The organism is Micromonospora sp. NPDC023956 (genome assembly GCF_040639195.1).
Lineage (GTDB): Bacteria > Actinomycetota > Actinomycetes > Mycobacteriales > Micromonosporaceae > Micromonospora.
On record NZ_JBEZZN010000013.1, the window covers coordinates 101,260 to 114,918 of the forward strand.

Consider the following 13,659-nt stretch of genomic DNA (forward strand, 5'->3'; position numbering starts at 1 on the left):
GGCGGGTCCTTTCCCCGTAGCGGAGGTCACGCCTTCCGGCGGATGAGCTGCTGACGCAGGGTGCGCGGGTGCAGGTGACGCAGGTTCCCCTGGCGCCACTGGTCGAAGATCGCCGCCAGGACGATGACCAGGCCGATGCTGAGCTGCTGGAGGAAGGGCGAGAGCGCGAGCAGGATGAACGCGTTGCGCAGCACGCCCAGCAGGCAGGCACCGAGGAACGCGCCGACGATCGAGCCCCGGCCACCGGAGAGGCTGGCGCCGCCGATCACGGCCGCCGCGATGACGTCCAACTCGTAGCCCAGGCCGGCCTGCGCCTCGGCCACGCCCACCTGGGTGGAGAAGACGATGCCGGCGACACCGGCGAGGGTGCCGATCAGGACGAAGGTGAGCACCCGGGTCCAGGCGACCGGGATGCCGCCGGTGCGGGCGGCGGCATCGTTGTCGCCGATCGCGGTCACCCGCAGGCCGAAGACGGTACGGGTGAGCAGCAGCTGGCCGAGCAGCACCAGCACCAGGAAGATGATGACGCTCACCGGGATGCCGCCGAAGACCCGGCCCTGACCGATGAAGGACAGCTCGCTCGGCATGCTCTGCGGCAGGCCGCCGGTGATCAGCTGGGTCAGGCCCCGCGCGATGGAGAGCATGCCCAGGGTGACGATGAACGAGCTGACCCGGCCGAGGACCACGACGGACCCGACGGCGAAACCGCACAGCGCGCCGACGCCGACGCCGACGGCCGCGGCCACCCAGGGGTTGGCCCCGCTGCCGTACACCGAGCCGGCGGTGACCGCCGAGAGCGCCAGCACCGAGCCGACCGAGAGGTCGATCTCCTTGGCGATCAGGACGAACGTCTGACCGACGGCGATGATGCCGACGACGACCACGGTCTGGAGGACGTTGTAGAGGTTGTCCTTGCGCAGGAAGTTCTCGTTGGCGAGGCTGACCGCCAGGGCCAGCACGACGATCACACCGAACAGTCCGGTTTCCTGGCGCTTGACGAGCGACAGGGCGCTGTCCTTCCAGGAGCGCTCCTGCCGCTTGGCGAGAGTGGCACTCATGTCGTTCCTTCGGTCGCGCCCATGGCCGCGGCGACGATGGGCTGGGGTCCGGCGTTGTTCGGGGCATCGAGGGTGACGCGTCCGTTGCGAACGACCACCACGCGGTCGGCCAGCTCGACGACCTCTTCGAGTTCGGACGAGATGAACCACACCGCCAGGCCCTCCTCGTGGGCGAGGGCGCGCAGCGTCGCGTAGATCTCCGCCTTGGTGCCCACGTCGACGCCGCGCGTCGGCTCGTCGAGGATCAGCACCTTCGGCCGGGCGGCGAGTACCCGGGCGAGCAGCACCTTCTGCTGGTTGCCGCCGGAGAGCGAGGTGATGAGCGCCTCGCTGGAGGCGGCCTTCACACCGAAGCGTTCGGTCAGCTCCCGCGCCTTGGCACTGGTGCGGCGGGGGGAGACCCAGCCGAGCCGACCCAGGCTGGACAGCACCCGGACGGTCAGGTTGTAGCCGACGCTCTGGGCGTGGAAGACCTCGGTACGGCGCTCCTCGGCGACGTAGGCGAGACCGAGCCGCTGGGCCCGGCCGGGGCCGGAGATCCGCACCGGTCGGCCCGCGACGCTGATGCTGCCGCGGGTCGTTCGGCGCAGGCCGATCACCGCCTCGGCGATCTCGGTACGACCGGCTCCGACCAGCCCGGACATGCCGACGATCTCGCCACGGCGGACGGTGAAGCTGACGTCGGTGAAGCCCTCGCCGGTCAGGCCGCGCACGTCCAGGGCCACCTCGGCCCCGGCGATCGAGTCGGCCCGGTCGGCGACCACCTCCGCCACGACCGCCCGCTTGCGCTCACCGGCCATCAGCGCGACGGCGCGCTGCTGGTCGATCTCGTCCGGTGGCCCGGCGGCGACGAAGGTGCCGTCGCGCAGTACGACGACGTTGTCGACGATCGAGTAGACCTCGGCCAGCCGGTGACTGACCAGGACGACCGCCACCCCCTCGTCCCGCAGCCGGGCCATCACCGCGAAGAGCCGCTCGGACTCCTCGTGGGTGAGGCTGGAGTTCGGCTCGTCGAGGAAGAGGACCTTCGGCTGGCGGGAGAGCGCCCGGACGATGTCGACCATCTGCCGGGACGCCGCCGACAGGTCACGGCAAAGAGTCGACGGATCGGGCAGGTAGTCGCTCATCCCCAACCGGGCGAGCAGCTCCCGGGCCCGGTGGACGTTCGCCCCGCGTCGTGCGACGCCGAAGCCGGACCGTTCCCCCAGGTCGTAGAGGAACAGGTTGTCGGCGATGGTCAGCTCGCTGATCAGCAGCGGTTCCTGGTTCACCACGACCACCCCGGCGGCGATCGCCTCCAGCGGGTTGCCGAAGGAGACCTCCCGGCCGTCGAGGACGAGCCGACCGGTGTCCGGCTGCATCTGGCCGGAGCAGAGACGGATGAGGGTGGACTTGCCGGCGCCGTTCTCGCCGAGCAGGCCGGTGACCTGGCCGGCCGGGAACTCCAGCGACACGTCGCGGAGCGCCCGGACGGCGCCGAAGGACTTGGTCAGGCCGACGGCCACGAGGGTCGCCGACCTGACGCCGTCCACATGGGGTGTCGGTTCCATGAGGGGATGGCTCTCCCGATCAGGACGCGCCCGGGGTGCCGAGCGGCAGGGTCGAAGGGTCGTGCTCGGCGAGGTTGTCCTTGGTGACGAAGGGGGCGACGGCCTCCTGCTTCACCTGGGCCGGCTGGTCACCGGTGACCGCCGCGTTGAACAGCTCGATCGCGAGGTTGTAGCCCTGGCCGAAGGCGTCCTGGCCGATCACGCCGTACATCGAGCCGTTCTTGATGGCCTCGATGTTCTCGGTGGTGATGTCGTACCCGATCACCTTCACGGTGTCCTGCTTGTTGGCCGCGGCCACGGCCTGGGCCGCGCCGAACGGGCCACCGGCGGTGGCGTAGATACCGACCAGGTCGGGGCTGGACTGGAGGAAGTTCTGCGCGGCCGAGAAGGTGTTGGACGCGGAGTCCTTGGCCTCGACGCCCTGGTTGACCGGGGTCAGCTTCGAGCCCTTGAGCCCGTCGATGAAGCCCTGGCGGCGCTGCTCGGAGCCGGGCGCGGTGAACTGGCTGACGATGATGCCGACCTTGCCGGCCTTGTCACCGGCGGCCTTGACCATCTCCTGAGCCGCGGTCTGGCCGGCCTTGTACTGCTCCTGGGCGTAGTTGATGGTCCCGCCCGAGGTGCCCACGCAGTCGAAGAGCGTGTTGTAGGCGCCCATCTTGATGCCCTTGGCGGAGAGGTTCTTGATGTCGGCGCAGTTGCCCTCGCCGGCGATGAAGAACCCGACGCCCTTGTAGCCCTGCGCGTCGGCGGCGCGGATCGCGCTGGAGACCGTCTGGACGTCGATGTTGTCGCCCGCGACGATCCAGTCGACCTTGCCCTTCTTGTCACCCAGGACCCGGTCGGCGTAGTCGGCGCCGGACTTCACCGAGACCCAGTAGGGGTTGTTGGCGAAGCCGATCATCGCGATCTTGACCTCGGAGTCCGGGGCCTGGTCGGTGGGCGTGGGACGCCCGGCGATCGGCTCGGCCGCCTCGCCGTTGCCCGCGTCGTCCCCGCCACCGCAGGCCGCGACGGCCAGGGTGACGGTCAGCAGTGCGGCGACGCTACGGGCGAGCGTCTTGCCGCGTGTCCGGTTGGACATCGTTCCTCCAGGGGTGGTGGGGCTGGGGCGTGACCCCGGTGGTCGTCGAGGATTCGGTGCTCCGCCGCAGGGCCGTGGCCCGTGGGTGGTGGTGGGCCCCGGCGGTAGTGGTTCCCGCACGCGGGGTACCCGGGGGCCGGCTGTTAGGGAGCAACACTACATTCGGGGCTCCGGTTGTCAACGGTAGGTTTCCTGAACGTTAGCGCGGTGAGCAGGCACTTAGTAGTCTCGCTACCGCTCTATGTCTTGTATATGCAGAGATATCGGTTATAGCGCCCCGGAGGGTTCTGCCAATCGGGGCGAATCATGGCAGTTCTGCTACAAACAGCCCACGGGCGAGATGCGAGAGGGTGACACGAGGTTGTAACTTTGCTACAAAGTGAGCCGACAGGCGCGCACCGCATCGGGGTCCGCGTCGACCGGAGCAGGAGGAACACGGTGACCACACCGCACCAGGGACCCGACCTGGTCATCACCCCCGGGGGGATGGTCGGGCGCACCGGTCGCTACGAGAAGAGGCTGGCTGACCTCAGCGGGCTGTTCACCGACGAGGCGGCGTTCACCGCGCGCCTGGCCACCGAGGCGGACCGGGTCATCTACCACGTCGACGAGTTCCGACCGTCGACCGAGGCGGGCGACCTGATCACCGGGATCTCCACCCTGTCGCCCGGCCGGGTCGGTGCGGAGTTCCACATGACCCGGGGCCACATCCACGCCCAGCAGGACCGCACCGAGATCTACCACTGCCTGTCCGGCCACGGGCTGATGCTGATGGAGACCCTCGACGGTCAGACCGTGGTGACCGAGATGCGTCCGGGCGTCGTCGCGTACGTGCCGCCGGTGCACATCCACCGCAGCGTGAACCTGGGCGACACCGACCTGGTCACGCTCTTCTGCTACCCGGCCGACGCCGGCCAGGACTACGACATCATCGCCCGCTCCGGCGGCATGCGGCACCGGGTCGTGGCCGAGGGCGACGGCTGGCGCCTGAAGGAGAACGGGTCCTATGTCCCCCGCTGAGCTGACCGGCCCCGCCCTGGCCCGCATGATCGACATCAGTGCCGTCCAGGCCCAGCACGGACGCGCGGACGTCGAGGAGCTGGCCCGCCACGCCCTGACCGGTGACTTCGTCGCCGCGCACGTCCTGCCGTCCTGGGTGCCGGTGCTGCGCCCGCTGCTCGCCGGGTCGCACACCAACGCCGGATCGCCGGTCGGCTTCCCCTCCGGCGGCTCGGCCACCCCGGTCAAGGTGACCGAGGCCCGCTGGCTGCTCGACGCGGGCGTCCAGGAGATGGACGTGGTGATGAACGTCGGGCTGGTCCGCTCCGGCGAACTCGCCGCGGCCACCCGCGACGTCGCCGCCGTGCTGGAGGCCGTCGACAACCGGGTACCCGTCAAGGTCATCCTCGAGGTGGGCCTGCTCGACGACGGGCAGCTCTGGGACGCGGCCCGGGTGGCCGTCGACGCCGGTGCCGCCTCGCTGAAGACCGGCACTGGCTGGCAGGGAGTGCCGACGACACCCGAGCACGTCCGCGTGATCCGTGCGATCGCCGGCCCGGAGCGGGAGATCAAGGCATCCGGCGGCATCCGGTCGCTGACCCAGGTGCACGCCCTGCTCGACGCCGGGGCGACCCGGTTCGGCATCAACACCGCGTGCGCCGTCCAGCTGGTCGCGGAGGCGGGGTCGTGACCCCCGACGACCTGCGGCCGGCCACCCGGCCGACGATGTACTTCATCGGCGTCAGCACCACGTCGTCGGCGATCCACCGGGTCTTCGCGGCGTGGCGTCCCCTCCTCGGTCTGGAGGAGGTCGACCTGGTCGGCATCGACGTACCGGTGGGCGCGGATCCGGCCGTCTACCGGCAGGTCGTCGCCCACCTGCGCGACGACGAACACTCGCGCGGCGCGCTGGTCACCACCCACAAGCTCGACCTCTACGCGGCCAGCCGCGACCTGTTCCGCCGGGTGAACGACGACGCCGCCCGGCTGCGCGAGACCAGCGCGCTGGTGGCCCGGGACGGCTGGGTCGACGGCCTGGCCCTGGACACCGTCACCAGTCAGATGGCCCTGCGGTCGATCGTGCCGGACATGGCCGGCCGGGACGTGCTGGTGATGGGGGCCGGCGGTGCCGCCCTCGCCCTCTGCGACTACTTCGCCCACCGGGCCGGTGCCGACGCCCCCGGCCGGGTCGTCGTCACCGACATCGCCGACCAGCGACTCGCGGCGATCACCGACGACGTCGCCGCCGGCGACCCGGCGATCACCTGGCGGACCCACCGCCTCGCCCCCGGCGACGTGCACGACGACCTGCTCGCCGGCCTCGCCCCGGGCGCCCTGGTGGTCAACGCCACCGGCATGGGCAAGGACCGGCCCGGCTCCCCGCTCAGCGACGACGCCACCTTCCCGCCCGGCGGCTACGCCTGGGAGTTCAACTACCGGGGGGAACTGGGCTTCCTGCGCCAGGCCCGGGCGCGGGCCGAGGCCGACGCGCTGACCGTCGCCGACGGCTGGCGCTACTTCGTGCACGGCTGGACCCGGGCCATCGACGCGGTCTTCGACCTCGACATCCCGACCGAGGGCCCGGACTTCGAGCGGCTCGACGACGCGGCCCGGGAGGTCCGGTGACCCTCCGGGTGCGGTGGCTCGGGCAGGCCGGGTTCTGGCTCACCGCCACCGGCCCCGGCGGCGACGCGCACCTGCTCGTCGACCCGTACCTGTCGGACTCGCTGGCCCGCAAGTACGCCGGCACGACGTTCCCGCACCTGCGGATGCTCCCCGCCCCGGTCACCCCGACGGAGCTGCCACCGCTGCGCGCGGTGCTCTGCTCGCACGCGCACACCGACCACATGGACCCGGACACCCTCGTCCCGCTGATGGCGGCCCAGCCGGACCTGCGGCTGGCCTGCCCCCGCGCGGTCCTCGACGAGGCGCTGCGCCGCTCCCGTGTCCCCCGGTCGCGGATCGACGGCCTCGCCGACGGCGACCGGGTCGACTACCGGCCCTTCACGGTCACGGCGGTGCCGGCCGCCCACGAGGAGCGCGTCCGGGACGGCAACGGCGACGACCACTTCCTCGGCTACGTCGTCGAGGCCGGCGGTGTCCGCGTCTACCACTCCGGCGACTGCGCCCCGTGGGACGGTCAGCCCGAGCTGCTCGCCGCCCTGGCCGTCGACGTGGCGCTGCTGCCGGTCAACGGGCGCGACGCCCACCGCCTCGCCCACGGCGTGCCCGGCAACTTCGACTTCGCCGAGGCCGTCGAGCTCTGTGCGCGCGCCGGAATCGACACCCTGGTGCCACATCATTGGGGCATGTTTGACTTCAACACCGTCGATCCGGCCACCTTCGACCTCGACGCCGCCGCCCGGCGGGGCGTCACGGTCCGCGTCCCCCGCCACGACGGCACCCTCGCCCTGGCGGTCGCCCGATGAACGTCGGAACCGTGCTGGAGCGCATCAACAAGGGCCTGGAGTCGTTGCGCCGCTCCGAGCGCAAGGTCGCTGACGCGGTGCTCGCCGACCCGCACGGGACGGTGCGGATGACGCTGGCCGAACTCGCCGAGACGGTCGGGGTCAGCCAGCCGACGATAGTCCGGTTCACCAACGCGATCGGCTGCGACGGATTCCACGACTTCCGCATCCAGTTGGCGCAGAGCGTCGCGCTCGGCATCCCCGCCACCCAGTCGGTGATCGAGGCCCAGGACGACACCGCCACCACGGTCAGCAAGGTCTTCGACTTCTCGATCACCTCGCTCGACCACGTCCGACGTCACCTCGACCTGAACGCGCTCGACCGGGCGGTGGGGGCCATCGCCGCGGCCAGCCGCGTCATCTTCATCGGGCTCGGCGCCTCGGGCATCGTGGCCATGGACGCGGAGCAGAAGTTCCCGCTGCTCGGCGTGCCCTGCTCGGCGTACGTCGACACGCACCAGCAGTTCATCGCCGCCTCCACCAGCACCCCGTCCACCGTCCTGGTGGCCATCTCGAACACCGGTCGCACCACCTCGCTGCTGGAGACCGCGCGGGTCGCCCGGGACCGGGGGGCGACCGTCGTCGCCATCACCGGCGGCCTGTCCCCGCTGGCCGAGCTGAGCGACATCGCCCTGGTCGTCGAGTCCCTGGACAACACCGACGTCTACACGCCGACGATCTCGCGACTGGCGCAGCTCGTGGTCGTCGACACCATCGCCACCATGACCCTGCTCCGCCGGGGCGAGTCGGCGCTCGGGGACGTGCGCGACATGAAGACGATGCTGGCGCAGATGCGCTCCGGACTGCCGTACCAGGGCGTCCCGAAGCGGAGGGAGCTGGCGTGAGCGACGTCGTGCTCGCCGTGGACCTGGGCACCGGTGGCTGCAAGGCCGCGCTCGTCGACCCGGCCGCCCGGGTGGTCGCCACCACCTTCGCCGCCTACCCCACCAGCTATCCGGCACCGGGACGGCACGAACAGCGCCCGGCGGACTGGTGGGCCGCGGTCGTCCGCTCGGCCCGGGACCTGCTGGCCGCCGACGCCGGCCGGCACCGCGTCGTCGCGGTCGGGCTCTCCGGTCACAGCCTGGCGATGGTGCCGGTCGACGCGGAGGGCACGCCGCTGCTGGACGCGGTGCCGATCTGGTCGGACACCCGGGGGGAGGACGCGGCGGCGGCGTACTTCGCCGACGCGGACGAGACCGACTGGTACGCCCGCACCGGCAACGGCTTCCCGCGCGGCATGTACACCGTCTTCAAGGCCGCCTGGCTGCGCGCCGCGCACCCGGACGTCGCCGCCCGGACGACGCGGATCCTCGGCAGCAAGGACTGGGTCAACGCCCGCCTCACCGGGGTCCAGCGCACCGACCCGAGCTACGCCTCGGGCAGCGGCGCGTACGACCTCGCCAGCCGGCGGATGCTGCCCGACGTGCTGGCCGCCCTCGGGCTGCCGGCCGACTGGTGGCCGCCGGTCGTGCCGTCGGCCGGGGTGGTCGGCCGGCTCACCCCGGACGCCGCGACCGCCACCGGCCTGCCCGCCGGGGTGCCCGTGGTGGCCGGCGGGGTCGACAACTCGTGCATGTCGCTCGGCGCGGGCCTGGACCGGCCCGGCCAGGCGTACGTCTCGCTGGGTTCGTCCAACTGGGTCACGGTGGCCGGGACCGAACCGGTGCTCGACCCGGTGGGCCGACCGTACGTCTTCGACCACGTCCTGCCCGGCCTCTACATCTCGGCCCTGTCGACCTTCGGTGGTGGCAGCAGCCTGACCTGGCTGGCCGCCCTGCTCGGCCGGGAGGACGACCTCGACGCCCTGCTCGACGAGGCCGCCGCCGTGCCGGTGGGCGCGGGCGGGTTGACCTGCGTGCCCACCCTCGCCGGGGGGACCGTCGCCGAGGGCGGGCCGGGTGTGCGGGGCGCCTACCTGGGGCTGGACCTCGGGCACACGCACGGCCACCTGACCCGCGCCCTGGTGGAGGGGATCGGCTTCAGCCTGGCCGACGCCGCGCGGACGATGCTCGCCGGAGCGCCGGCCGACCGGGAGGTCACCGCCACCGGCGGCGGTGCGCGTGGCCGGCTGATGCTCCAGGTGCTCGCCGACCTCGTCGGCCGTCCGGTCGCCCGTCCGGAGGCCGCGCAGCACGGAGCCGCGCTCGGCGCCGCGGCCCTCGCCCTGCTCGGCACGGGCATCTGGACGGACACCGCACCCCTGCGGTCGGCCCGGCGCACGGCGCTGCGCGTCGACCCGCGACCGGAGCTCACCGCCGCCTACGCGGCACCCCGCGCCCGGTTCGACGCCGCCCGTGCGGCGACCCGGACGCACGCCGCGACCGCGGCCGAACACGACCGAACACCGACCCAGGAGTAGTCAGCATGCCCCTCGCCGACCCACGTCCCATCCTCGCCGCCGCCCGCAGCGCGCGACACGGCGTCGGGGCCTTCAACGCGACCCTGCTGGAACACGCCGAGGCACTCGTCAGCGGGGCGGAGGCGGCCCGCGCTCCGCTGGTGTTGCAGATCAGCGAGAACGCGGTCCGCTACCACGGCGGGCTGCGTCCGCTCGCGCTGGCCGCGCGGAGCCTCGCCGAGGCGGCGGCGGTCCCGGTGGCGCTGCACCTCGACCACGCCGAGGACGTCGACCTCGTGCACGAGGCGGTGGATCTCGGGTTCACCTCCGTCATGTACGACGGCTCCCGACTGCCCGACGACGAGAACCGGGCGGTCACCCGCCAGGTCGTCGCCCACTGCCACGCCCACGGCGTCGCGGTCGAGGCGGAACTCGGCGAGGTCGGCGGCAAGGACGGCGTACACGCCCCGGGCGTGCGGACCGACCCGGCCGAGGCGCGCCGGTTCTGCGAGGAGACCGGCGTCGACTCGCTCGCCGTCGCGGTCGGCACCTCGCACGCGATGGCCTCCCGGGACGCGGTGGTCGACCTGGACCTGGTCGCCGCGATCGCCGAGCTGGTGCCGGTGCCCCTGGTGCTGCACGGCTCCTCCGGGGTGGACGACGGGACCCTGCGGGCCGTGGTGGCCCGGGGGATGACGAAGGTCAACATCGCCACCCACCTCAACAAGGTGTTCACCGGTGTGGTGCGCGACCGGCTCGCCGCCGATCCGAAGCTGCTCGACGCGCGCAAGTACGTCGCCCCGGCCCGCGACGCCATGGCGAAGGAGGTCGAGCGCCTGATCACGCTGCTCGGCCCGGCCACACCGGCGGCCCGGTCGTGACCGCGCCCCGGATCCTGGTCACCCCCCGGTCGATGTCGACCCCGGACTCGCCCGCCGTGGCCCGGTTGCGGGCGGCCGGCTTCACCGTGGTCACCCCCACTCCGGGGCGCCAGCCGACCGGGGCGGACCTCGCCGCGACGGTCCCGGGCGTCGTCGGCTGGGTCGCCGGGGTGGAACGGATCGGCGCGGACGTGCTGGCGCACGCCGACGCCCTGAAGGTGATCAGTCGCAACGGTGCCGGCCGCGACGCCATCGACGCCACCGCCGCCGACGCGGCCGGTGTCCAGGTGCTCACCGCCCGGGGCGCCAACGCACAGGGCGTCGCCGAACTCGCCCTCGCGCTCGCCCTGACGGGTCTGCGCGGACTGCCCGAGGCCAGCGCGGCCCTCCGCGCCGGTCACTGGCGACGCAGCACCGGGCGCGAGGCCGCCGGCCGGACCCTCGGGGTGGTCGGGTTCGGCGCGATCGGGCGGCGGCTCGCCCAGCTGGCGCAGGGCCTCGGCATGCTCGTCGTGGCGCACGACCCGTACGTCACCGACGGCGGTGACGTGCCGCTGCTGCCCCTGGCGGAGCTGCTGAGCCGTAGCGAGGTGGTGTCGCTGCACGTCCCGCCGTCACCGGACGGGCCGTTGCTGGGAGCCGCCGAACTGGCCCTGCTCCGCGACGACGTGGTCCTGCTCAACACCGCCCGGTCGACCCTCGTCGACGAGGTGGCCCTGCTGGCCCGACTGGAGTCCGGCCAGATCGCGCTGTACTCGGTCGACGCCTTCGACCGGGAGCCGCCGGAGCCGTCGGCCCTGCTTGCCCACCCCCGGGTCGTGCCGACGCCGCACCTGGGCGCGGCGACGGTCGAGAGCGTCCGGCGGGCCTCGGACGCGGCGGTGGACAACCTGCTCGCCACCCTCGCCACCCTCGGGGTCCGGGGCGGGTAGCCGGGGCTGGTGCCCGTCCTCCTGACCACGACGACGGGGGGCGGGGCGTCCGACCCTGTCCCGGACAGGGACCGGCGCAGGTCACGGCCATCCGACCCGGCCGAACAATGTCTGTGACCTGAATTCGAGGACGATTCCGATCCGGCGAATCATGTCGTGGAACATTCACTAATTCTGTCGTGGAATTTCCGCGTACGGCGTTTTCACGCTTTCGGGGGAATTGGCGGGCGCATTTTCTGGTCTATCGTCCTCGTAATGGTGGTTGTCGCAGTCTCGCAATCCCCCGTGGGGTAGGCGATTTCCGTCTGCGCAACGGCGTGCGGGTACGAGGAAGGAGAACGCGTGTCCGAACAGGAGCAGGCGGTGGGCAGGACATCCCTGGCGGCTCGGGTGGCCGGCGCGCCGGCCGTACCGGTCGAGGTGCCGGCGGCGAACGAGGAATGGAACGAGGGAATACCCCACGGTTTCGCCCGGGTCTACTACGGAGACGGCCCGCCCGGAATCCGGCGACCGGTGATCATGGCCGACGGTTTCAACCTCGGCCGCAGCGACCTGGACTGGCTCTATCAGGGGCTGGACGGGGTCTTCCCGTTGCTGACCACGCTGAGGCGGCAGGGCAGGACCGTGATCCTCCTCGGTTTCGACGAACGCACCGCACCGATCACGGTCAACGCTCAGGCGGCGATCGCGGTGATCCAGCGGACCATCGCGGCCCAGGTCGACGACGTCCCCCTGACCGTCGGCGGATTCAGCATGGGCGGTCTCATCACCCGCTACGCGCTCGCCAGGATGGAACACGAGAACATCACGCACCGGACCGGTCTCTACTTCTCCTACGACACTCCGCACCGGGGCGGCCACATCCCGATCGGCATCCAGGCGTTCGCCCACTTCATCCCGGGGCCCGCGAACGACTTCGCCATCCAGATGAACAGTCCCGCCGCCAAGGAGATGTTGTGGCGGCACTACGACAGCGAGGACGGCACGAGCCGTCGCCACCCCGACCGGGACGAGTTCCTCGACCAGTTGCGGGCCGTCGGCGGATGGCCGGTCGGCCCCCGCAAGATCGGGGTCGCCAACGGCTCGGGCGAGGGTATGCCGATTCCCGTCGAACCGGGTGAGTTCGCGTTGACCGTCGACGGACTGCTCTTTCCCGGCACCAACTTCCGCATCCAGGCGGCCGGTGACGACGTCACCGTCGCCGAGTTGGTCCGGACCCTCCCACCCGCCCGCAAGGTCATCACCACCAGCGGATTCCCGGAGATCGACGGCGCACCGGGAGGCACCCTGGACTCCTACCGGATCATCGCCGAGGCGCTGAAGGAGAACGGCGGCCGGGTCGACCTGCGCAAACCGACCGTGTGCTTCGTCCCCACCGTGAGTGCGGTCGCGATCCGGGATCTCGACGACCAGGACGACCTGTACGCCAAGGTCGACGCGCTCGACCCGAACGAGAGCGAACTCGACGAGTTCCTCTGTTCCTCCACCACCACCGCGCACACCGCGGTCACCGAGGAACTCTGCGTCTGGATCCTCGACCGCCTACCCGGCTGATCCCATCCCGCAGGGTGCCGGCGCGACCTCCGTCACGGCCGCGCCGGCACCGCACCTCGCCCGGCCCCGCACGTCAAGGAAAGCCGCAGGTGAGGAATGGTCCCGCCGTTACCGTTGGCGGCCGGGAACCGCGCGGACCGGTCAGTCGGCCACGGGCCGGCGGGCCAGCAGGCACGCCTGCGGGACACCGGTCTCCCCGCTGACCAGCCGCGCGGTGACGGTGAACCCGGCCCGCTCCAGCAGCCCGGCGACCCGCTCCGGCGGATGCCGGTAGGACTCGACGGTGACCGGGTGGCCGTAGGCGTGGTCGCGGCGCACCAGTTCGTCGCCGGCGTGGAACCCGAGGAGCAGGTGCCCACCGGGCGCGAGGGTGCGGTGGAACTCCGCGACGACGGTCGGGAGGACCTGCGGTGGGGTGTGCACGATCGACCACCAGGCGACGATCCCGCCGAGCCGCGCGTCGGGCAGCGGCAGGTCGGTCATCGACCCGACCTCGAAGCGCAGGGCGGGGTGGGAGCGGCGGGCGATCGCCACCATCGCCGGCGACAGGTCGATGCCGGTGACCGACAGGCCGAGGGCGGCGAGATGCCCGGTGACGTGGCCCGGCCCGCAGCCGAGGTCGGCGACCGGGAGGCCGCCGTCGGCCAGGACCAGTTCGGCGAGGGCGGTCAGCATGCCCCGACCGACCGCGTCCGTCGCGAAACGGGGCGGCACGAGGTCGTGGTAGCTCTCCGCGACGGTGTCGTACAGCACGCGGACACTGTCGAGATGGTGGTCGGTCACCGGCTGACG

13 protein-coding genes are annotated in these 13,659 nt (G+C 72.2%); 9 read left to right on the forward strand and 4 right to left on the reverse strand.

Going from position 1 to position 13,659, the window contains the following annotated elements; translation table 11 throughout:
• Positions 1-26: 26 nt before the first annotated feature.
• The 3 genes from AB0F58_RS23285 to AB0F58_RS23295 are packed head-to-tail and all read right to left on the reverse strand — an operon-like array spanning position 27 to position 3,692.
• Positions 27-1,058 carry an ABC transporter permease gene (locus tag AB0F58_RS23285; RefSeq protein WP_357146552.1) on the reverse strand — a complete coding sequence of 344 codons (1,032 nt, stop codon included), beginning with the start codon at positions 1,056-1,058 and terminating at the stop codon, positions 27-29.
• Complete coding sequence (locus tag AB0F58_RS23290; protein ID WP_357146555.1) at positions 1,055-2,608, reverse strand: sugar ABC transporter ATP-binding protein; 1,554 nt, start codon at positions 2,606-2,608, stop codon at positions 1,055-1,057. Before AB0F58_RS23290 ends, AB0F58_RS23285 begins: the two co-directional genes overlap by 4 nt.
• Before the next feature lie 19 nt (positions 2,609-2,627).
• The gene (locus AB0F58_RS23295) at positions 2,628-3,692 is read right to left on the reverse strand and encodes a sugar ABC transporter substrate-binding protein (protein ID WP_357146558.1); all 1,065 of its coding nucleotides are present in this window, start codon (positions 3,690-3,692) and stop codon (positions 2,628-2,630) included.
• 438 nt (positions 3,693-4,130) lie between these two features.
• Between AB0F58_RS23295 and AB0F58_RS23300 the strand changes: the two genes are divergently transcribed.
• From AB0F58_RS23300 to AB0F58_RS23340, 9 genes are all read left to right on the forward strand, one after another.
• Positions 4,131-4,712: a glucose-6-phosphate isomerase family protein gene (locus tag AB0F58_RS23300; RefSeq protein WP_357146561.1), complete on the forward strand. Its 582-nt coding sequence runs from the start codon at positions 4,131-4,133 to the stop codon at positions 4,710-4,712.
• Positions 4,699-5,382: a deoxyribose-phosphate aldolase gene (deoC, locus tag AB0F58_RS23305; protein ID WP_357146564.1), complete on the forward strand. Its 684-nt coding sequence runs from the start codon at positions 4,699-4,701 to the stop codon at positions 5,380-5,382. The genes AB0F58_RS23300 and deoC overlap by 14 nt, the downstream gene beginning before the upstream one ends.
• On the forward strand, positions 5,379-6,317 hold the full coding sequence (locus AB0F58_RS23310) for a hypothetical protein (RefSeq protein WP_357146567.1): 939 nt from the start codon (positions 5,379-5,381) through the stop codon (positions 6,315-6,317). The genes deoC and AB0F58_RS23310 overlap by 4 nt, the downstream gene beginning before the upstream one ends.
• Positions 6,314-7,120, forward strand: a complete 807-nt coding sequence (locus tag AB0F58_RS23315) for an MBL fold metallo-hydrolase (protein ID WP_357146570.1) — start codon at positions 6,314-6,316, stop codon at positions 7,118-7,120. The genes AB0F58_RS23310 and AB0F58_RS23315 overlap by 4 nt, the downstream gene beginning before the upstream one ends.
• Complete coding sequence (locus AB0F58_RS23320) at positions 7,117-8,004, forward strand: MurR/RpiR family transcriptional regulator (protein WP_357146573.1); 888 nt, start codon at positions 7,117-7,119, stop codon at positions 8,002-8,004. Before AB0F58_RS23315 ends, AB0F58_RS23320 begins: the two co-directional genes overlap by 4 nt.
• Positions 8,001-9,521 carry an FGGY family carbohydrate kinase gene (locus AB0F58_RS23325; protein ID WP_357146576.1) on the forward strand — a complete coding sequence of 507 codons (1,521 nt, stop codon included), beginning with the start codon at positions 8,001-8,003 and terminating at the stop codon, positions 9,519-9,521. Before AB0F58_RS23320 ends, AB0F58_RS23325 begins: the two co-directional genes overlap by 4 nt.
• 5 nt (positions 9,522-9,526) lie before the next feature.
• Positions 9,527-10,381 carry a class II fructose-bisphosphate aldolase gene (locus AB0F58_RS23330; protein ID WP_357146578.1) on the forward strand — a complete coding sequence of 285 codons (855 nt, stop codon included), beginning with the start codon at positions 9,527-9,529 and terminating at the stop codon, positions 10,379-10,381.
• Positions 10,378-11,313: an NAD(P)-dependent oxidoreductase gene (locus tag AB0F58_RS23335; RefSeq protein ID WP_357146581.1), complete on the forward strand. Its 936-nt coding sequence runs from the start codon at positions 10,378-10,380 to the stop codon at positions 11,311-11,313. The genes AB0F58_RS23330 and AB0F58_RS23335 overlap by 4 nt, the downstream gene beginning before the upstream one ends.
• Before the next feature lie 342 nt (positions 11,314-11,655).
• Positions 11,656-12,867 carry a hypothetical protein gene (locus AB0F58_RS23340; protein ID WP_357146584.1) on the forward strand — a complete coding sequence of 404 codons (1,212 nt, stop codon included), beginning with the start codon at positions 11,656-11,658 and terminating at the stop codon, positions 12,865-12,867.
• Positions 12,868-13,008: 141 nt separating this feature from the next.
• Here the strand turns inward: AB0F58_RS23340 and AB0F58_RS23345 are convergent, their stop codons facing one another.
• On the reverse strand, positions 13,009-13,650 hold the full coding sequence (locus tag AB0F58_RS23345) for a methyltransferase domain-containing protein (RefSeq protein ID WP_357146587.1): 642 nt from the start codon (positions 13,648-13,650) through the stop codon (positions 13,009-13,011).
• Between the last annotated feature and the right edge of the window lie 9 nt (positions 13,651-13,659).